Annotated in this window: 23 protein-coding genes; 16 read left to right on the forward strand and 7 right to left on the reverse strand. The window is 67.6% G+C overall.

Annotated features, from left to right (window positions below):
* Positions 1-19 precede the first annotated feature (19 nt).
* Complete coding sequence (locus AU185_RS20165; RefSeq protein WP_059101356.1) at positions 20-709, reverse strand: TetR/AcrR family transcriptional regulator; 690 nt, start codon at positions 707-709, stop codon at positions 20-22.
* 56 nt (positions 710-765) lie between these two features.
* Here AU185_RS20165 and AU185_RS20170 point away from each other — a divergent pair, with 56 nt between their 5' ends.
* The 14 genes from AU185_RS20170 (at position 766) to AU185_RS20235 (ending at position 9817) form a co-directional block, all read left to right on the forward strand.
* A complete protein-coding gene (locus AU185_RS20170) occupies positions 766-1449 on the forward strand; it encodes a DUF2306 domain-containing protein (protein ID WP_059101357.1) in 684 nt (227 codons plus the stop codon).
* A 41-nt stretch (positions 1450-1490) separates the two neighbouring features.
* The gene (locus AU185_RS20175) at positions 1491-3842 is read left to right on the forward strand and encodes an arylsulfatase (protein WP_059101358.1); all 2352 of its coding nucleotides are present in this window, start codon (positions 1491-1493) and stop codon (positions 3840-3842) included.
* A 24-nt stretch (positions 3843-3866) separates the two neighbouring features.
* The gene (locus AU185_RS20180) at positions 3867-4757 is read left to right on the forward strand and encodes a formylglycine-generating enzyme family protein (protein WP_059101359.1); all 891 of its coding nucleotides are present in this window, start codon (positions 3867-3869) and stop codon (positions 4755-4757) included.
* 251 nt (positions 4758-5008) lie between these two features.
* Positions 5009-5377, forward strand: coding sequence for a 50S ribosomal protein L14 (gene rplN / locus AU185_RS20185; protein WP_059101360.1), 369 nt, complete (start codon positions 5009-5011; stop codon positions 5375-5377).
* Positions 5378-5695 (forward strand): 50S ribosomal protein L24, encoded by a 318-nt coding sequence (rplX, locus tag AU185_RS20190; protein WP_059101361.1) that lies wholly within the window; start codon positions 5378-5380, stop codon positions 5693-5695. It begins immediately after the preceding gene.
* Positions 5695-6267 (forward strand): 50S ribosomal protein L5, encoded by a 573-nt coding sequence (rplE, locus tag AU185_RS20195; RefSeq protein ID WP_059101362.1) that lies wholly within the window; start codon positions 5695-5697, stop codon positions 6265-6267. Before rplX ends, rplE begins: the two co-directional genes overlap by 1 nt.
* Before the next feature lie 3 nt (positions 6268-6270).
* Positions 6271-6456, forward strand: coding sequence for a type Z 30S ribosomal protein S14 (locus AU185_RS20200; protein ID WP_059101363.1), 186 nt, complete (start codon positions 6271-6273; stop codon positions 6454-6456).
* A 182-nt stretch (positions 6457-6638) separates the two neighbouring features.
* Positions 6639-7037 (forward strand): 30S ribosomal protein S8, encoded by a 399-nt coding sequence (gene rpsH, locus AU185_RS20205; RefSeq protein ID WP_059101364.1) that lies wholly within the window; start codon positions 6639-6641, stop codon positions 7035-7037.
* Between the two features lie 15 nt (positions 7038-7052).
* Positions 7053-7592, forward strand: coding sequence for a 50S ribosomal protein L6 (gene rplF / locus AU185_RS20210; protein WP_059101365.1), 540 nt, complete (start codon positions 7053-7055; stop codon positions 7590-7592).
* Positions 7593-7619: 27 nt separating this feature from the next.
* Positions 7620-8003, forward strand: coding sequence for a 50S ribosomal protein L18 (rplR, locus tag AU185_RS20215; RefSeq protein ID WP_082683993.1), 384 nt, complete (start codon positions 7620-7622; stop codon positions 8001-8003).
* A gap of 25 nt (positions 8004-8028) precedes the next feature.
* On the forward strand, positions 8029-8691 hold the full coding sequence (rpsE, locus tag AU185_RS20220; RefSeq protein WP_059101527.1) for a 30S ribosomal protein S5: 663 nt from the start codon (positions 8029-8031) through the stop codon (positions 8689-8691).
* A 3-nt stretch (positions 8692-8694) separates the two neighbouring features.
* Positions 8695-8886, forward strand: a complete 192-nt coding sequence (gene rpmD / locus AU185_RS20225; RefSeq protein ID WP_059101367.1) for a 50S ribosomal protein L30 — start codon at positions 8695-8697, stop codon at positions 8884-8886.
* Entirely contained in the window at positions 8883-9326 is a 444-nt protein-coding gene (gene rplO / locus AU185_RS20230) for a 50S ribosomal protein L15 (protein ID WP_059101368.1), read from the forward strand. The genes rpmD and rplO overlap by 4 nt, the downstream gene beginning before the upstream one ends.
* 143 nt (positions 9327-9469) lie before the next feature.
* Positions 9470-9817, forward strand: coding sequence for a DUF732 domain-containing protein (locus tag AU185_RS20235; protein WP_059101369.1), 348 nt, complete (start codon positions 9470-9472; stop codon positions 9815-9817).
* 28 nt (positions 9818-9845) lie between these two features.
* Here AU185_RS20235 and AU185_RS20240 read toward each other — a convergent pair whose 3' ends face one another.
* Positions 9846-10139 carry a hypothetical protein gene (locus AU185_RS20240; RefSeq protein ID WP_059101370.1) on the reverse strand — a complete coding sequence of 98 codons (294 nt, stop codon included), beginning with the start codon at positions 10137-10139 and terminating at the stop codon, positions 9846-9848.
* A gap of 163 nt (positions 10140-10302) precedes the next feature.
* On the opposite strand from AU185_RS20240, the gene sppA reads away from it, so the two are divergent.
* Positions 10303-12099 carry a signal peptide peptidase SppA gene (gene sppA / locus AU185_RS20245; protein WP_059101371.1) on the forward strand — a complete coding sequence of 599 codons (1797 nt, stop codon included), beginning with the start codon at positions 10303-10305 and terminating at the stop codon, positions 12097-12099.
* Positions 12100-12113: 14 nt separating this feature from the next.
* On the opposite strand, the gene AU185_RS20250 is transcribed toward sppA, so the two are convergent.
* Together AU185_RS20250 and AU185_RS20255 are read right to left on the reverse strand one after the other, a co-directional pair.
* On the reverse strand, positions 12114-12770 hold the full coding sequence (locus AU185_RS20250; RefSeq protein ID WP_059101372.1) for an L-fuculose-phosphate aldolase: 657 nt from the start codon (positions 12768-12770) through the stop codon (positions 12114-12116).
* Positions 12767-13744 carry an NAD(P)-dependent oxidoreductase gene (locus tag AU185_RS20255; RefSeq protein ID WP_059101373.1) on the reverse strand — a complete coding sequence of 326 codons (978 nt, stop codon included), beginning with the start codon at positions 13742-13744 and terminating at the stop codon, positions 12767-12769. The genes AU185_RS20250 and AU185_RS20255 overlap by 4 nt, the downstream gene beginning before the upstream one ends.
* A gap of 21 nt (positions 13745-13765) precedes the next feature.
* Between AU185_RS20255 and AU185_RS20260 the strand changes: the two genes are divergently transcribed.
* Complete coding sequence (locus tag AU185_RS20260; RefSeq protein WP_502687996.1) at positions 13766-15127, forward strand: xylulokinase; 1362 nt, start codon at positions 13766-13768, stop codon at positions 15125-15127.
* 22 nt (positions 15128-15149) lie between these two features.
* Here AU185_RS20260 and AU185_RS20265 read toward each other — a convergent pair whose 3' ends face one another.
* The 3 genes from AU185_RS20265 to AU185_RS20275 are packed head-to-tail and all read right to left on the reverse strand — an operon-like array spanning position 15150 to position 17892.
* Positions 15150-16049, reverse strand: a complete 900-nt coding sequence (locus tag AU185_RS20265; protein WP_059101375.1) for a class I SAM-dependent methyltransferase — start codon at positions 16047-16049, stop codon at positions 15150-15152.
* 8 nt (positions 16050-16057) lie between these two features.
* Positions 16058-16960 (reverse strand): class I SAM-dependent methyltransferase, encoded by a 903-nt coding sequence (locus AU185_RS20270; protein WP_059101376.1) that lies wholly within the window; start codon positions 16958-16960, stop codon positions 16058-16060.
* Positions 16957-17892 carry a class I SAM-dependent methyltransferase gene (locus AU185_RS20275; RefSeq protein WP_059101377.1) on the reverse strand — a complete coding sequence of 312 codons (936 nt, stop codon included), beginning with the start codon at positions 17890-17892 and terminating at the stop codon, positions 16957-16959. Before AU185_RS20275 ends, AU185_RS20270 begins: the two co-directional genes overlap by 4 nt.
* Positions 17893-18023: the final 131 nt, after the last annotated feature.

An 18023-nucleotide genomic window follows, 5' to 3' on the forward strand; every position in this document is an offset into this window, starting at 1 on the left:
GTCGCACTCGATCGTCCCGCTAGCCGATCCGGGCGGCGATACCGTCGAGCAGTTGGTTCAAACCCGAACGGAAATGGGCAAGGGGATCGTCATCCGTGCGGTCGAACACACCGTCCTGCAACGCCGCCGCAAGCGCGGGAAACTGCTTCGGCGCGATCAGCTTGCGCAGCAAGGCCGGATAGTCGGGCCAGTCCACGCTGCCGGCCTCGATGTCCAATGCCGCCGCACCGCGGACGAAGTGCAGGATCGCCATCACGGCGGTGAGCTTGTCGCGTTCGGCGAGCCCGGTGTCGCCCAGCGCGGCGAGTCCGGCGTCCAGCCATGCCAGCTGGCCGGGGTCCACCGGTGCGCCCGCCGCCGCTGCCTGCAGGATCCACGGGTGGCGGTGATAGACCTCCCACAGTCCGGTCGCCCAGTTCGTCAGTGCGGCAGCCCAATTCGTCGTACCCATCGACGGTGGCGGGCCAGGTGCAGCGGAAAGCATGAACATCACCAGTTCGTCCTTGTTCGCGACGTGCCGGTACAGCGACATCGTGCCGCAGCCGACGCGCTCGGCCAGCCGCGCCATCGACAAGGCCGCCAGCCCGTCGGCATCGGCCAGCTCGACGGCCGCGCGCACGATCCGTTCCCGGGTCAACCCCTTGGACCGCCCAGGAGCGCTCGGCTCGCGCCAGAGAATCTCCAGCACGCGGGGGAGTGGCTCGCTCATCGATCGCCAGCCTAAACGACTGGACAACGCAAGCGTATGCCGTACGCTTGATGCGTATGACATACGCATCAAGCGCCCGCCCGCGCTGGCTCGCGCCCGGGCTCGCGGTCGTCGTCGCGGGCTTCCTCGCGTTCTCTGTTCCGCCTTACTTCGCCGGCGGCACGCGCGTGCCCGCCACCTTCCCGCTGCACTATCCGCTGTTGGTGATCCACGTGATGCTCGCCAGCGTCGCGATGGTCGCCGCCGTCGTACAGATCTGGCCGCGCCTGCGGGCCCGTCGTCCGGCGCTGCACCGGCGGTGCGGCCGCATCTACGTCGCCACCGCGATCCCGGCCGCCGCGTCCGCGATGGTGATCGGGGCGGCCAGCCCGTTCGGGCCGTTGCTCGCGGTGAGCAACGTGGTGCTCGCGGCCCTGTGGCTGTGGTTCACGGTGAACGGCTTCCTGGCCGCACGGCAACGACGCCTGTCGGAGCACCGCCGCCACGTGGTGCGCAGCGCGACGCTGGCGCTGTCGGTCATCACCAACCGGATCTGGACGCCGATCATCTTCGTAACGTGTCAGCCATTGCAGGACAGCGTTTTTGGCGGCGACCCGGAGCACTTTCTGTGGTTCGCCGCCGGCCTCGGGGGATGGCTGGGCTGGACCGTTCCGCTGGGAGTCGTGCAGTGGTGGTTGATTCGGCGACCATTAATGGCGTCGTCGTCAATTCGTCGGCTGACCCAGACGCCGCGGGTGTAACCTCCAGGCCAACTGCGAGGCGACACGGGACGAGGCAAAGCATGGCGACCGAATTCAACGGCAGAATCGAACTCGATATCCGTGACTCCGAACCGGACTGGGGCCCGTACGCGGCACCGACGGCCCCGGAAGACGCACCCAATGTGCTCTACATCGTCTGGGACGACACCGGGATCGCCACCTGGGACTGCTTCGGTGGTCTGGTCGAGATGCCGACGATGAGCCGCATCGCCGAACGCGGTGTCCGGCTGTCGCAGTTCCACACCACCGCGCTGTGCTCGCCGACCCGCGCGTCCCTGTTGACCGGTCGCAACCCGACGACGGTCGGCATGGCGACCATCGAGGAGTTCACCGACGGCTTCCCCGGTTGCAACGGGCGCATCCCTTTCGACACCGCGCTGCTGTCGGAGGTGCTCGCCGAACACGGATACAACACCTACTGTGTCGGAAAGTGGCATCTGACGCCGCTTGAAGAATCCAATCTGGCGTCGACCAAACGACATTGGCCGCTGGCGCGGGGCTTCGAGCGGTTCTACGGCTTCATGGGCGGCGAGACCGACCAGTGGTATCCGGACCTGGTCTACGACAACCATCCCGTGGCGCCGCCGGCGACTCCGGAGGACGGCTACCACCTGTCAAAGGACCTTGCGGACAGAACCATCGAGTTCATCCGCGACGCGAAGGTCATCGCGCCCGACAAGCCGTGGTTCTCCTACGTCTGTCCCGGAGCCGGGCACGCGCCGCACCACGTCTTCAAGGAGTGGGCCGACCGGTACGCCGGCACGTTCGACATGGGCTACGAGCGGTACCGCGAGATGGTGCTCGAGAAGCAGAAGGCGCTCGGCATCGTGCCTGCCGACACCGAACTCTCGCCGATCAATCCGTACCGAGAAGTCAAGGGCCCCAACGGCGAACCGTGGCCGACTCAAGACACAGTGCGGCCCTGGGACGAACTCGGTGACGACGAGAAGCGAGTCTTCGCCCGCATGGCCGAAGTGTTCGCCGGCTTCCTGACCTACACCGACGCCCAGATCGGGCGCATTCTCGACTATCTGGAGCAATCGGGTCAGCTCGACAACACGATCATCGTCGTCATCTCCGACAACGGCGCCAGTGGAGAGGGTGGCCCGAACGGCTCGGTCAACGAGGTCAAGTTCTTCAACGGATACATCGACACCGTCGAGGAGAGCCTGCGACTGCTCGACAACCTCGGCGGTCCCGAGACATACAACCACTATCCGACCGGCTGGGCGATGGCGTTCAACACGCCGTACAAACTGTTCAAGCGCTACGCATCGCACGAGGGCGGGATCGCCGACCCGGCGATCATCTCATGGCCCAAAGGCATTGCGGCACACGGTGAAGTACGCGACGACTACATCAACGTCTGCGACGTCACGCCGACGATCTACGAACTGCTCGGCATCACGCCGCCAGAAACGGTCAAGGGAGTAGCGCAGAAGCCACTGGACGGTGTGAGTTTCAGGCAGGTACTGGATGATTCGACGGCATCGACCGACAAGCAGACGCAGTTCTACACGATGCTCGGCACCCGGGGCATCTGGCACGACGGCTGGTTCGCCAACACGGTGCACGCCGCATCCCCCGCCGGGTGGTCGCACTTCGACAGCGATCGCTGGGAACTGTTCCACATCGAAGCCGACCGCAGTCAGTGCCACGACCTGGCGGCCGAAAATCCGGACAAACTCGAGGAACTCAAGGCGCTATGGTTCGCCGAGGCCGACAAGTACAACGGGCTGCCGCTCGGCGACCTGAACATCTTCGACACGATCTCGCGATGGCGGCCGCACGTCGCAGGCCAGCGTGACTCGTACCTCTACTACCCGGGGACGGCCGACGTCGGCATGGGCGCGGCGGTCGAGATCCAGGGGCGGTCGTTCTCCGCGATGGCCGAGTTGACCGTCGACACCCCCGGCGTCGAAGGCGTGGTGTTCAAACACGGCGGCGCCCATGGCGGGCATGTGATGTTCGTCCAGGACGGGCGACTGCACTACGTCTACAACTTCCTGGGCGAGGAAGAGCAGGAGTTGTCGTCGCCGGGCGCGGTGCCGCTGGGGCGCCACACCCTCGGAGTCGCGTACGTGCGTACCGGAACGGTGCAGGGCAGCCACACCCCGATCGGGGAGGCCGCGCTGTACATCGACGACGAACAGGTCGCCGCGCTGACCGGTATGCGGGTGCATCCGGGAACGTTCGGGCTCGCCGGTGCCAGCCTGAGCGTCGGCCGCAACACGGGCTCGCCGGTCTCGCGCTCGTACAAGGCACCTTTCGCGTTCACCGGGGGCATCATCGCCCAGGTGAACATCGACGTCTCGGGCAAGCCGTATGCGGATCTGGAAAAGGAGTTCGCGCGGGCTTTCGCGAAGGATTGAGTCTGGTCGTCATACCCTGGCGTCATGCTCACCGAGCTCGTCGAGCTGCCGGGGGGCTCTTTCCGGATGGGGTCGACGCAGTTCTATCCCGAAGAGGCGCCCGCGCACACCGTTCACGTGTCCGCGTTCGCCGTCGACCGCCATCCCGTCACCAACGCGCAGTACGCCGAGTTCGTCGCCGCGACCGGCTACCGAACCGTCGCCGAAGAAGCCCCGGACCCGCGGCTCTACCCCGGGGCCGCGCCGCAGGATCTGGTTGCGGGGGCACTGGTGTTCTGGCCGACGCCCGGGCCGGTGGACCTGCGCGACTGGCGGCAATGGTGGCACTGGACGCCCGGGGCCGACTGGCGGCACCCGTTCGGGCCCGACAGCGGCAACTGGACTTTCGCGGACCGGCCCGACCACCCCGTCGTGCAGATCGCCTATCCCGACGCAACGGCCTATGCCCGGTGGGCCGGGCGTCGGCTGCCCACCGAGGCGGAATGGGAGTACGCGGCGCGCGGGGGGGCCGCCACCACGTACCCGTGGGGCGAGGAGGCGGCTCCCGACGGTCGGCTGATGGCCAACACCTGGCAGGGCAGCTTCCCCTACCGCAACACCGGCGCGCGGGGCTGGGTAGGAACCTCGCCGGTCGGCACCTTTCCGCCGAACGGGTTCGGGTTGGTCGACATGATCGGCAACGTCTGGGAGTGGACGACGACGCAGTTCACGGCCCACCACCGCCTCGATCAGCCGGTCAAGGCGTGTTGCGCGCCGAGCGGCCGCGCGGACCCTAACGTGAACCAAGCCCTCAAGGGCGGTTCGCACCTGTGCGCTCCCGAGTACTGCCTGCGCTACCGACCGGCCGCCCGGTCGCCGCAATCCCAGGACACCGCGACCAGCCACATCGGCTTCCGCTGCGTCGCCGACCTGTAGGGGTTTCTCGCCACCCGCGAGCGACCGCTCCCGTACATGGAGAAACGGCGTGTCGGCGTACAGACGCGGTCGGTCGCGGCAATGGGACGGATTTGGTTTCCCGCAGGTCGTCCCATAGAATCAGGCGGTTGCCTTGGGCAGACCTCGGCCAGCCTTCGTGGCAGGCCCCGCGTGCTCTTCGGTGACAGCAAGACCGCGCACGTCCAGGTCGGTATCTGGCGTGCAGACAAAAACCAGGTCGAGGAGATCGAGTGATTCAGCAGGAATCGCGGCTGAAGGTCGCCGACAACACGGGCGCCAGGGAGATCCTGTGCATCCGCGTGCTCGGTGGCTCGTCGCGGCGCTATGCCGGCATCGGCGATGTCATCGTGGCGACGGTCAAGGAAGCAATTCCTGGCGGCAACGTCAAGCGTGGCGAAATTGTGAAGGCCGTCGTCGTGCGCACCGTCAAGGAGCGCCGTCGCGCCGACGGCAGCTACATCAAGTTCGACGAGAACGCCGCCGTCATCATCAAGCCCGACAACGATCCGCGTGGCACGCGCATCTTCGGCCCGGTCGGCCGGGAACTGCGCGAGAAGCGCTTCATGAAGATCGTTTCGCTCGCTCCGGAGGTGTTGTAGATGAAGGTCCACAAGGGCGACACCGTCCTGGTCATCTCCGGCAAGGACAAGGGCGCCAAGGGCAAGGTCCTGGTCGCCTACCCGGCCCGCAACAAGGTGCTCGTCGAGGGCGTCAACCGGATCAAGAAGCACACCGCGGTGTCGAGCAACGAGCGCGGCGCGCAGTCCGGCGGCATCGTCACCCAGGAGGCGCCGATCGACGCCTCCAACGTGATGGTCGTGGACTCCGACGGCAAGCCCACCCGCGTCGGGTACCGGGTTGACGACGAGACCGGCAAGAAGGTCCGCATCGCCAAGACCAACGGCAAGGACATCTGATGACTACCACTGAAAGCTCGGTGAAGACCCTTCCTCGCCTCAAGCAGCGCTACCGCGAGGAGATCAGGGGCGCGCTGCAAGAAGAGTTCGGCTACGGCAACGTCATGCAGATCCCCGGCGTGGTGAAGGTCGTCGTCAACATGGGCGTCGGTGACGCCGCCCGCGACGCCAAGCTGATCAACGGTGCGGTCAATGACCTGGCACTGATCACCGGTCAGAAGCCGGAGATCCGCCGGGCACGCAAGTCGATCGCCCAGTTCAAACTGCGTGAGGGCATGCCGATCGGCGCGCGCGTCACGCTGCGGGGCGACCGCATGTGGGAGTTCCTCGACCGGCTGATCTCGATCGCACTGCCGCGTATCCGCGACTTCCGCGGCCTGTCGCCCAAGCAGTTCGACGGCACCGGGAACTACACCTTCGGCCTGACCGAGCAGTCGGTGTTCCACGAGATCGACGTGGATTCGATCGACCGGCCGCGTGGCATGGACATCACCGTCGTCACCTCGGCGACGACCGACGACGAAGGCCGAGCGCTGCTGCGGGCGCTGGGCTTTCCGTTCAAGGAGAACTGAGTAATGGCAAAGAAGGCACTGGTCAACAAGGCCAACAAGAAGCCGAAGTTCAAGGTGCGCGCCTACACTCGCTGCCAGCGCTGCGGCCGCCCCCACGCCGTCTTCCGCAAGTTCGGCCTGTGCCGGATCTGCCTGCGCGAGATGGCCCACGCCGGCGAACTGCCCGGTGTGCAGAAGAGCAGCTGGTAATCCAGCCAACCGACCAGACCAACCAAACAGGTTGCGGCAGGCCCGACTCCAGGCTTTGGAACCGGGAACCACCGCGAGAAAGGTGAACCCGCTGTCATGACCGCGATGACGACGATGCGGTGGGGGTACCCCCAGCCGCGCAGCTGCGAGGGGGACGCAGCGACGAAGAGGAGCAGCGCTCGATGACTATGACGGACCCGATCGCAGACTTCTTGACCCGTCTGCGCAACGCCAATTCGGCGTATCACGACGAGGTGACACTGCCTCACTCCAAGATCAAGGCCAACATCGCCGAGATCCTGAAGAAAGAGGGCTACATCGCCGACTACCACACCGAGGATGCGCGGGTGGGCAAGTCGCTTGTCGTGCAACTGAAGTACGGCCCCAGCCGGGAGCGAAGCATCGCCGGGCTGCGCCGGGTGTCCAAGCCCGGCCTGCGGGTGTACGCGAAATCCACCAATCTGCCGCGGGTCCTGGGCGGGCTCGGCGTGGCGATCATCTCCACGTCGTCGGGCCTTCGAACCGACCGCCAGGCAGCCCAAGAGGGCGTGGGCGGCGAAGTCCTCGCATACGTGTGGTAGGGGGGTAGAGCTCAAATGTCGCGTATTGGAAAGCAACCGGTCCCGGTACCCGCCGGGGTCGACGTGTCGATCGACGGGCAGAACGTGTCGGTCAAGGGGCCCAAGGGCACCCTCGAACTGGCGGTCGCCGAGCCGATCAAGGTGGCGCGCGACGACGACGGCGCCATCCTGGTGACCCGCCCCGACGACGAGCGGCGCAGCCGTTCGCTGCACGGATTGTCACGCACGCTGGTGTCCAACCTGATCACCGGCGTCACCGAGGGTTACACCACCAAGATGGAGATCTTCGGCGTCGGCTACCGCGTGCAACTCAAGGGTTCCAACCTCGAGTTCGCGCTCGGCTACAGCCACCCCGTGACGATCAACGCCCCCGAGGGTGTGACGTTCGCGGTGGAGACGCCGACGAAGTTCTCGATCTCCGGCATCGACAAGCAGAAGGTCGGCCAGGTCGCGGCGAACATCCGCCGCCTGCGGAAGAGCGATCCCTACAAGGGCAAGGGCATCCGCTACGAGGGTGAGCAGATCCGCCGCAAGGTCGGAAAGACAGGTAAGTAACAAATGGCTGCTAAGACTGAGGCGCCGATGACGCGTAAGCCCGTGGGGCAGAACATCTCCGAGACCCGGCGGGTGGCGCGGTTGCGTCGGCACGCGCGGTTGCGCAAGAAGATCTCCGGTACGGCCGAAGTGCCGCGGTTGGTCGTCAACCGTTCGTCGCGGCACATCCACGTGCAGTTGGTGAACGACCTCAACGGCACCACGCTGGCCGCCGCTTCGTCGACCGAAGCCGATGTGCGGGCGGTCGACGGCGACAAGAAGGCCCACAGCGTGCGGGTCGGCCAGCTGATCGCCGAGCGCGCGAAAGCTGCGGGGATCGGGAAGGTCGTGTTCGACCGCGGTGGCTACACCTACGGCGGACGGATCGCAGCGCTGGCCGATGCGGCACGCGAAGGCGGGCTGGAATTCTGATGACTCACAACGGAAGGACTGCATGATGGCCGAACAGGCAACTGCCGGCGGCCCGCCCGAAGGTCGTGGCTCGCGAGGTGACCGCGACGGCCGTGGCCGCCGCGATGACCGTGGCGGTCGTGGCCGCGACGGCGGCGACAAGAGCAACTACCTCGAGCGCGTCGTTTCGATCAACCGCGTGTCCAAGGTGGTCAAGGGTGGCCGCCGGTTCAGCTTCACCGCGCTGGTGATCGTCGGCGACGGTAAAGGCATGGTCGGCGTCGGCTACGGCAAGGCCAAGGAAGTTCCGGCCGCCATCGCCAAGGGCGTCGAAGAGGCGCGCAAGAACTTCTTCCGGGTCCCGCTGATCGGCGGCACCATCACCCACCCGGTGCAGGGCGAAGCCGCCGCCGGCGTCGTGATGCTGCGTCCGGCCAGCCCGGGTACCGGTGTGATCGCCGGCGGCGCCGCCCGCGCGGTGCTGGAATGTGCTGGCGTGCACGACATCCTGGCCAAGTCTCTGGGCAGCGACAACGCGATCAACGTGGTGCATGCCACGGTCGCGGCGCTCAAGCTGCTGCAGCGTCCGGAAGAGGTCGCGGCCCGGCGCGGGCTGCCGATCGAGGACGTGGCGCCTGCCGGCATGCTTCGGGCGCGCCGGGAGGCCGAGGCGCTCGCCGCGTCGGCCGCGCGTGAAGGATCGGGGTAAACCATGGCTGAGCTCAAGATCACCCAGGTGCGCAGCACCATCGGTGCGCGCTGGAAGCAGCGGGAGAGCCTGCGGTCGTTGGGGCTGCGGAAGATCCGCCAGTCCGTCGTCCGTGAGGACAACGCGCAGACGCGCGGTCTGATCAAGACCGTGCACCACCTCGTAGAAGTAGAAGCAGTGGAGTCCTCATCATGACACCCATCAAACTGCATGACCTGAAGCCGGCCCCGGGCTCGAAGACCGCCAAGACCCGCGTGGGTCGCGGCGAGGGCTCCAAGGGCAAGACCGCGGGCCGCGGCACCAAGGGCACCAAGGCCCGCAAGAACGTTCCCGCGACGTTCGAGGGCGGGCAGATGCCGATCCACATGCGGCTGCCCAAGCTGAAGGGCTTCCGCAACCGGTTCCGCACCGAGTACGAGGTCGTCAACGTCGGCGACATCAACAAGCTGTTCCCCAAGGGCGGCGACGTCGGGGTCGACGAGCTGGTGGCCGCGGGTGCGGTGCGCAAGAACACGTTGGTGAAGGTGCTGGGCGACGGCAAGCTCACCGTGAAGGTGAACGTCACCGCGCACAAGTTCAGCGGGAGCGCCCGCGAGAAGATCACATCCGCGGGCGGATCCGCGACCGAGCTCTGATCGCGCCCGTCGGTCCCCGCGCAAGCGGGGGACGAGAGCCCCTGCCGTCCTGGTGGGGGCTCTTGTGTTCGAAGAGTTGACCGGCAACGTCGACCGTCATAGTCCCGATCCATAGTGCCAGGGCGAATTCGTCAGGAGCAGAAATGACTTTCCGCCGCGGAAAGCTCACCGTCGTCACCGTGGCCGCCGCACTTGCGGTGTTCGGCAGCGCGGCGAACGCGAACGCCCAGGGCGACGACAAGAAGTTCGCCGATGAGGTCGCAGCCCTGGAGATTCCGGTCGGCCCTGAGGTGGATGTGCCCGCGCTCGGCCGCAACGTCTGCGAGGCGCTTACCCAGGGTCTCGCCGGCACCGTCAACCCAGTCCCGGTCGTGCGGGGCGTGGTGAACAGCCTTGCCAACAATGGCATCAGTCGTGCGCAAGCTGCGGGGCTGATGCGTGCCGCGGTCGTCGTCTACTGCCCGCAGCACGCTCGGTTCACCGGACGCTGATTCAGCGACGGGCTTACGGGGTTCCGGCTTACGGGTTCCACTCGAAGCAGCCGACGCCCGGCACGCAGCCGCCGCCGCCCGACGGTCCGCCGTGGCCGCAGACGCCGTTGGCAGTGCAGCCGCCGCCTCCGTCCGGGCCGCCTTGACCGCAGGTGCCGTCGTCGGTGCACCCGCCGTAGCGGGGACCCTGCGACAGCGGCGTGATCTGCGTTTGCGCTGCGGCAGCATTGGTTTCGGCGAGGGCCACCGGTGCGGCGGCGAATCCCGTCGCGACCGCCCCCGCCATCACCAGTGGGGCGATGATTCTCAGTTTTGCGATCATGGCTTCGGTTCTACCATCATGATCAAGAACTTAAAACACCTAATTTTCAGCAAGCCGGCACGCCGCCTTGTGGCGCGAGCAGGCGCATCGTGCCCTGATCCGCCGGCGTGTCGGTGCGCTTCGCGTCTGCTCGCCGGGATCCGGGCGTCGGTAGGCTCGCAGCATGCCTGCATTCCTGCCCGGACTACCGGGTTTGCCCGGTCCCGACACCTTGCGCGCGCTGACCCGGCGCGTCGACACCGCCCGCCACAACGGCGTGCCGAACGGGTGTGTGCTCGAACTCGATCTGCTGTCTGTCCCCGAGGAAACCGGCGGATTCGACCCGTTCGCCTTGCTGACCGGCGCCGGCAAGCCCCTGCTGCTCGGGGAGGCCGTCTCGGCGATCCATCGGGCGGCCGAGGACCCCAGGGTCGCGGGGCTGATTGCGCGGGTGCAGTATCCCCTCGCCCCTGCCGGTCCGGTGCAGGAATTGCGCTCGGCCATCGCCGCGTTCAGCGATGTGAAGCCCTCGCTGGCGTGGGCTGAGACTTACCCCGGGACACTTTCTTACTACCTGGCGACGGCTTTTCGGGAAATCTGGTTGCAGCCGTCGGGCACCGTGGGGCTGGTCGGATTCGCCACCAACGCGCTGTTCCTACGCGGCGCGCTGGAGAAGGCTGGTCTCGAGGCGGAACTCGTCGCTCGCGGCGAATACAAGTCCGCGGCGAACCGTTTCACGCAGGACCGCTACACCGATGCCCATCGCGAAGCAGACGAGCGGGTGATCCGAAGCCTGCACGAACAGGTGTTGCAGGCGGTGTCGGAGTCCCGCCACATCGAGCCCGACGACGTCAACGCGCTCGCGGACCGGGCACCGCTGCTGCGTGACGATGCGCTTGCCGCGCGGCTGGTCGACCGGATAGGTTTCCGCGACGAGGCCTACGCCCGGATCGCCGAACTGGTTGGCGCGCCGGAGATCACGAACGCTGACGCGGACTCCGATGATGCGCCCCCGCGGTTGTACCTGTCGCGATATGCGCGCGCCACCGCCGAACGCCACGCCCTACCGACACCGCCCATCCCGGGACGAAAGGCCAAGGCGACGATTGCGGTGGTGACGGTGCACGGCCCGATTGTCAGCGGTCGAGGTGGCCCGCGACCGCTGCTGGGCAGCTCGAGCATCGGCGGTGACACCATCGCCGCGGCGCTGCGGGAGGTGGCCACCGACGAGGACGTGTCGGCGGTCGTGCTCAGGGTCGACACGCCGGGAGGATCCATCAACGGTTCGGAGACGATCTGGCGCGAGGTGGCCCGGATACGCGACAAGGGCAAGCCGGTGGTCGCGTCGATGGGCGCGGTCGCGGCGTCGGGCGGCTACTACGTGTCGATGGGCGCCGACGAGATCGTCGCGAACCCCGGCACGATCACCGGATCGATTGGCGTGGTGGCGGGCAAATTCGTCGCTCGTGAGCTCAAGGGCCGGCTCGGAATTGGCTTCGACTCGGTGCGCACCAACGCGAACGCGGACGTCTGGTCGATCAACGAGCCGTTCAGTGATGAGCAACGCGCACAATTGGACGCCGAAACCGACTTGTACTACGGAGATTTCGTCGAACGCGTGGCTGAAGCCCGCTCGATGAGCATCACGGAGGTCGACGCGATCGCGCGCGGCCGGGTGTGGACCGGTGCCGACGCGCTCGAGCGCGGCTTGGTCGACCACCTCGGCGGGTTGCGCGAGGCGGTGACCCGGGCCAAGGTGCTGGCCGGCTTGGATCGCGACGCCGACGTGCGCATCGTCGGGTATCCGGGCTCCTCGCTACTGGACCGGTTGCGGCCCAAGCCGTCATCGCAACCCGCGGCGGCGTCGGTGCCGGAGGCCGTTGCCGCGCTGCTCGGTCGGTCGGTGGCGCAGGTTTTCAGTGACGTCGAGCGATCGCTGAGCGGGGTCATCGCGCTCTTGCCGGGCGACTACCGCTTCTAGCGCTCGCGAGGAAGTCAACTCGGGTTGGTACGCAGGTAGTTGTAAACCGCGGCGAAGTTCGCGTTCACCTCGGCAGGAATCGACACCGGTCCGCCGAGAGCTCTTGCGCCCCAGGCGATCTTGGCGGTCCGCTCGACGAGTGCGGTGACGTGCAGCGCCTTGTCCGGCCGGGGCGCAACGGCGACCAGGCCGTGGTTGGCGATCAGTGCTGCGGCGCGGCCCTCCAACGCCTTGACGGCATTGTGGCCGACATCCGGTGTGCCAGATGCCGCATAGTCGGCACAGCGGATGTCCCCACCGCAGTACACAGCGAACTCGTCCACGCAGGCGGGGATCGGCTGTCGCGCAACCGCGAACATCGTCGCCCACACCGGATGGCTGTGAATGACGCTGCCGATGTCGTCGAATGCCCGGTAGCAGGCCAGGTGCAGTGCCATCTCCGTGGAGGGCGTGCGGCCGTCCTTGGCTGTGACCACGGCGCCTTCGGGGTCGACGAGCACGAGGTCGTCGAGTGCCATGTCGTGATAGTCCACCGACGACGGCGTGATCACGATGGTGCCGTCCTCGCGGCGGGCGGAGATGTTGCCCGCGGTACCTTCCACCAGCCCGCGCCGCAACATGTCTTTCGCGGCGGCGAGCACGGCGTCCTCGGGATGGTCGACGAACTTCATGAGCTGAGCACTTCCGGGTTGACGATGTGGGCGGGGGTGCGCCCGGACAGGAGCGACTCGAGGTCGTCGGCGACCATCTGCGCCTGCCGTACCTCAGTGTTCCAGGTGGCGCCGCCGATGTGAGGCGTGAGAACGACATTGGCCATGCCGGTCAGCGGATGGTCGACGGGCAGCGATTCGCCGACGAAGTGGTCGAGGCCTGCGGCGCCGACCTTCCCGCTGCGCAACGCGGCGACCAGCGCGTCGGTGTCGTGCAGCTGCGCGCGGGCGGTATTGAGGAACACCGCGCCGTCGCGCATCGCGGCGAACTGCTCGGGACCGATCATCCGCTCGGTCTCCTCGGTGACAGGCGCGTGCAGCGAGACGATGTCAGCGTCGGCCAGCAACTGGTCCAGGGTGTGGCCGGCCTCGTCGTTGTAGGGGTCGCAGGCGATCACGTTCACGCCAAGGCCTTCCAGTCGCCATCGCAGCGCTCGGGCGACCGCTCCGAGTCCAACCAGCCCGGCGGTCTGGCCGGCGATCTCCCATGCCCGCAAGCGTTGGTAGGGCAAGGTGCCATCGCGGAATACCTCGCCGGCGCGGACATCCGCGTCGGCGGTGAGCACGTGTCGTGTCGCGGCGAACAGCAACGCCAGCGTCATCTCGGCGACGGCGTCTGCGTTGCGGGCGGGCGTGTGTAGCACCGGGATCCCCGCGGCGGTGGCGGCGCGGACGTCGACGTTGCTCGGGTCGCCGCGCGTCGAGGTGACCGCCCGCAGTGAAAGGTCGAACACGGGTCCGGCGACCGAATCACTCTCGACGACAAGCACGTCGGCGTGTTCGGCGGCGGCCCGTTCGGCCAGCTGCTCGGCGGTGTGGATCCGCAACGGGCGTTGTTCGATCCACGGGTCGTAGAGCACCTCCATCAACTCGTTGAGTCTGGCGAAGCCGGGGCCGCGCAGCGGGGCCGTCACGAGCGCGCGAAGTCGGGTCACGACTGCACATGCTGGCGTACGGTGACGCGCGTGTCAGCCAAAGAGGCCACAATCGGCGTCGACATCGGCACCACCGCTGTGAAGGCCGTGGTCGCCGATGGCGACGGCCGGGTGACCGCCCGGTCCCGGATCCCGCACACGCTCGACGTGCCGAGTCCCGACCGCTTCGAGCACGACGCCGACGTGGCGTGGCGGCAGGGCCCGCTTGCGGCGCTGGAACAGCTGGCACGCCCGGACGTGGCCGCGGTCGCCGTCACCGCGATGGTGCCTTCGCTGACCGCGGTCGATGACGAGGGGACGCCGCAGACGTCGGGACTGTTGTACGGCGACGGCCGCGGGCGCGGGCCGGGCGGTGCAAGCTCGACGTTCCTCACCGGGGAGACGGCCGAATTCTTGCGCTGGACCGCCCGGCAGCGGCCGGGCGCACGCGGATACTGGCCGGCGGCGGCGGTAGCGAACTACGCGTTGGCGGGTGAGGACGTGGTCGACAGCGCGACAGCCGCCACGATGTACCCGTTGTTCGACGACACCGGCTGGAGCGAGACACGATGTGCCGATTGCGGTGTCACGCCGGGACAGTTGCCGCGCGTCGAAGCCACCGGCGCTGCCGCGGGTGGGCTTCGAGGTTCTGACGCGCTCCTGGGTACTGGGGCGGTGGATGCGGTGTGCGAGCAGCTGGTCGCGGGGGCCGACCGCGATGGTGACGTCCTGGTCCTCTGCGGCACCACGTTGATCGTGTGGGTGACGATCCCGGAGTACCGCGAGGTGCCGGGGCTCTGGACGCTGCCGCACACCGCGCCGGGCAAGTGTCAGATCGGCGGGCCCAGCAATGCCGGCGGCATTTTCCTCAACTGGGTCGACCGCGTCGTGGCTGCGGGGGATTCAGTTGACCCGCAACGTGTCCCGGTATGGTCGCCATATCTGCGCGGCGAACGGGTGCCGTACCACGATCCCAACCGCCGCGGCGTACTCGACGCCCTGGACCTCACGCACGACGGCGCCGCGATCCGCCGCGCCGCCTTGGAGGCGTCGGGATTTGTAGTGCGGCAACTGATCGAGATGAGCGGAGCACGTGCGACCCGCATCGTCGCGACCGGCGGCGGCACCCGGGTCGAGTCGTGGATGCAAGCGATCGCCGACGCCACGGGACTGCCCGTCGAGGTGTCGGCCGTCGCCGAAGGTGCCGCGCTGGGCGCGGCGTTTCTTGCCCGGATGGCAGCGGGGCTGGAGTCGTCGCCCACCGACGCCGCCCGCTGGGCGCGCACGGGACGCGTCGTCGAACCCGATCCGGCCTGGACGTCAGCGGTCGCCGACCGCTACGGCCGGTTTCTCGAACTGGCCGAGCGTACGGCTGATGTACACAAGTCGCGAGAAGAGGCGTGAACAAGCGGCCGCTCGGCGTGTCCTAACGCTTCACCGCGGCGAGGTAGCTCATGTCGGCGAAAGAAACCATGGGGCCGTCCTCGGGAAACTCGAACCCGTTGGCGGCGTATGCATCCCGGGTCGGCTGCGTAGTGACGTCCCATCCGCGAGCGGTCAGATAGTCGATCACGTCGTTGCGCTCGCCGTGGTAGATCAGCTCGCCCATCTCGATGTCGTGGCCGTAGGCCTTGAACCGGTCGGCGATCTCCTGTGCCCGCTCGTCGGAGAACATGCTGACGTCGGGGATGTGCTCGGTCGCGACGCGACTGCCCGGCGCGCTGAGCTCGTCGATCCGGTCGAAAAGCAGGTCTTGTGCCTCCGGCGGCAAATAGATCAGCAGCCCCTCGGCGATCCACGCCGTCGGCTGCGTCGAGTCGAAACCGTTGGCCAGCAGGGCTTTCGACCAGTCGTCGCGCAGATCTATCGGCACGGCACGCCGATCGGCCTTGGCGTCGGCGCCCAGCCCGGCCAGGGTGTCGCTCTTGAACGCGATGACTTCGGGCTGATCGAGCTCGAAGACGGTCGACCCCGCCGGCCACGGCAGGCGGTAGGCGCGCGCATCCAGGCCGGCGGCCAAAATCACCGCCTGGCAGATACCCGCCGCTGCGGCGTCGGTGAACAGCCGGTCGAAATGGCGCGTCCGTACCGCCATCCCCTCGGCGGCGCGACGCGTGTTGAAGCGGGGGTCGATGTCGTCCAGCGATATCTCGCCGTCGAGCGCCCGCACGAAGAAGTCGAGTCCGACCGCGCGCACCAGCGGTTCGGCGTACGGGTCGTCGATCAGGCCTTCGCGGTGGCTCAACACGCGCTGTGCGGCGACCATCGTCGCGGTCGAGCCGACGCTGGAGGCCAGGTCCCAGGAGTCGTCATCCGTGCGTGCCATTTTTCTCCTCAGTTGCGGGTCGCGACGATCGCGACTGAATCACGCATCGGCGCAAGAAGATCCGTATCCGGAAACTGCTGGCCGTATGCGGCGAACACCTCGGGGCGGTTGCGGGCGGACACGTGCCAGCCGGTGTCGGTGAGATAGTCGGCGACGTGACGCCGCTCGCCGGCGTAGAACAGCTTGGAGATGTCGAAATGCATCCCGTTCTCGCCCCACTGCCTGCTGATCGCCTTGCTGCGTTCGCCGATCGTCGCCGCGGCGTCCGGGTGGTATTCGGTTGCGAGCCGGCTGCCGGGTGCGCTGAGCGCGGCGATGTTGTCGAACAGCCGGTCCTGCGCTTCGGGCGGCAGGTACACCAGCAGTCCCTCGGCGCTCCAAGCGGCCGGCTGGCCGGGATCGAAACCACTGTCACGCAACGCTTTCGGCCAGTCCTCGCGCAGGTCGACGCCGACCGTACGCAGTTCGGCGGCCGGCGCCGCACCAAGCGAGGCCATCGTCGCCGACTTGAACTCGATGACCTGCGGCTGGTCGATCTCGTAGACGACGGTGCCGGCGGGCCACGGCAGCCGGTAGGACCGCGAGTCCAGGCCCGACGCCAAGATCACCGCCTGCCGGATACCCGCGGCGCCCGCGTCGCGGAAGAAGTCGTCGAAGAACCGTGTGCGGACCGCGATGAGGCGCGCCATGAACCGCGCCCCGGCACCGTCGGCGTCGTCCAGTTCGATCTCACCGTCCACCAGACGCGTGAAGAAATCGACCCCGACCGCACGCACCAGCGGCGCGGCGTACGGGTCATCGAACAGCGGGTCGTCCTCGCGACTGGCGATCGCGCGGGCGGCCGCGACCATCGTGGCCGTGGTGCCCACGCTGGACGCGAGGTCCCAGCTGTCCGAATCGGTCCGGCTCACAACTCGAGTATCCCGGTGACGTACTGCAGCTCGCCGAAGTGGGCGGCGTCTTCGTCATCGGGCAGCGGCGGCAGACCACTGTCGGCCAGCAGTTCGCCTACGGTGCGGCGGCTGAGCCGCCAGCCGCGGTCGGCCAGGTAGGCACCGGCCTCATTGCGATCGCCGAGGTAGACGAGTTCGGCGAAATCCAGTTCGAAGCCGTGTTCGCGCCACCGCTGTGCGGTCTCCTGCATGCGCTCGAGCACCTTCTCGCGGTCTTCGGGGGCCGCGCTGGTCGGGCCGCTTTCGACAGCCACCCGGCTGCCGGGTGCGCTCAGCTCGGTGATGGTGTCGAGCAGGTTGTCCTGCGCCTCCGGCGGCAGATAGCCGAGCAGACCCTCGGCACTCCACGCCGTCGGTACGGCCGGGTCGAAGCCGGCCTGCTTCAACGCCGCGGGCCAGTCGAATCGCAGGTCGATGGACACGGACCTGAGGTCGGCCGTCGGCTGGGCGCCGAGGTCGGTCAGCGTCCGGCTCTTGAACGCGATGACCTCGGGTTGGTCGATCTCGTAGACCGTCGTGCCGGCCGGCCACCCCAGCCGGTAGGACCGCGCGTCGAGTCCCGACGCCAGGATCACCACCTGGCGAATCCCCGCGTTGCCGGCGTCTTCGAAGAACTGGTCGAAGAATTTGGTCCGCACCGCCATGTTGTCGGTCATCCGCGCCATTCCGACCGCCGCGTTGTCGGCATCGAGATCCTCGAGCCTGAGATCCCCGCCGGCGAGGCGGGTGAAGAAGTCGACACCGACGGCGCGCACCAGCGGTTCGGCGTAGGGATCGCAGATCAGCGGGTCGTTGCCGGTGCTTGCGATCGCCCGCGCCGCCGCGACCATGGTCGCCGTCGCGCCGACGCTCGAAGCCAGATCCCAGGTGTCGTTGTCCGTCCGTGCCATTCATCCGCTCCTTACCGTTTATTATTTAGGGCATATAACGAGATGGGGTCCACGGTATGTTCCCGGCCTGAGAAGCGGCTGTGAGAACCGACGCTCGGCGGGATGCGGGCCGACCGGGCCCCAACTGTTAC

The organism is Mycobacterium sp. GA-0227b (genome assembly GCF_001499855.1).
In the GTDB taxonomy this organism is placed as follows: domain Bacteria; phylum Actinomycetota; class Actinomycetes; order Mycobacteriales; family Mycobacteriaceae; genus Mycobacterium.

Bases quoted from the DNA above. Each gene is read 5' to 3' on its own strand.
- AU185_RS20165 (WP_059101356.1), bottom strand. From the start codon at position 709: ATGAGCGAGCCACTCCCCCGCGTGCTGGAGATTCTCTGGCGCGAGCCG.
- AU185_RS20170 (WP_059101357.1), top strand. From the start codon at position 766: ATGACATACGCATCAAGCGCCCGCCCGCGCTGGCTCGCGCCCGGGCTC.
- AU185_RS20200 (WP_059101363.1), top strand. From the start codon at position 6,271: ATGGCAAAGAAGGCACTGGTCAACAAGGCCAACAAGAAGCCGAAGTTC.
- AU185_RS20235 (WP_059101369.1), top strand. From the start codon at position 9,470: ATGACTTTCCGCCGCGGAAAGCTCACCGTCGTCACCGTGGCCGCCGCA.
- rplF (WP_059101365.1), top strand. From the start codon at position 7,053: ATGTCGCGTATTGGAAAGCAACCGGTCCCGGTACCCGCCGGGGTCGAC.
- AU185_RS20175 (WP_059101358.1), top strand. From the start codon at position 1,491: ATGGCGACCGAATTCAACGGCAGAATCGAACTCGATATCCGTGACTCC.
- rpsE (WP_059101527.1), top strand. From the start codon at position 8,029: ATGGCCGAACAGGCAACTGCCGGCGGCCCGCCCGAAGGTCGTGGCTCG.
- AU185_RS20265 (WP_059101375.1), bottom strand. From the start codon at position 16,049: ATGGCACGCACGGATGACGACTCCTGGGACCTGGCCTCCAGCGTCGGC.
- AU185_RS20250 (WP_059101372.1), bottom strand. From the start codon at position 12,770: ATGAAGTTCGTCGACCATCCCGAGGACGCCGTGCTCGCCGCCGCGAAA.
- AU185_RS20275 (WP_059101377.1), bottom strand. From the start codon at position 17,892: ATGGCACGGACGGACAACGACACCTGGGATCTGGCTTCGAGCGTCGGC.
- AU185_RS20180 (WP_059101359.1), top strand. From the start codon at position 3,867: ATGCTCACCGAGCTCGTCGAGCTGCCGGGGGGCTCTTTCCGGATGGGG.
- rplR (WP_082683993.1), top strand. From the start codon at position 7,620: ATGACGCGTAAGCCCGTGGGGCAGAACATCTCCGAGACCCGGCGGGTG.
- AU185_RS20240 (WP_059101370.1), bottom strand. From the start codon at position 10,139: ATGATCGCAAAACTGAGAATCATCGCCCCACTGGTGATGGCGGGGGCG.
- rplE (WP_059101362.1), top strand. From the start codon at position 5,695: ATGACTACCACTGAAAGCTCGGTGAAGACCCTTCCTCGCCTCAAGCAG.
- rplX (WP_059101361.1), top strand. From the start codon at position 5,378: ATGAAGGTCCACAAGGGCGACACCGTCCTGGTCATCTCCGGCAAGGAC.
- rplO (WP_059101368.1), top strand. From the start codon at position 8,883: ATGACACCCATCAAACTGCATGACCTGAAGCCGGCCCCGGGCTCGAAG.
- rpmD (WP_059101367.1), top strand. From the start codon at position 8,695: ATGGCTGAGCTCAAGATCACCCAGGTGCGCAGCACCATCGGTGCGCGC.
- sppA (WP_059101371.1), top strand. From the start codon at position 10,303: ATGCCTGCATTCCTGCCCGGACTACCGGGTTTGCCCGGTCCCGACACC.
- rpsH (WP_059101364.1), top strand. From the start codon at position 6,639: ATGACTATGACGGACCCGATCGCAGACTTCTTGACCCGTCTGCGCAAC.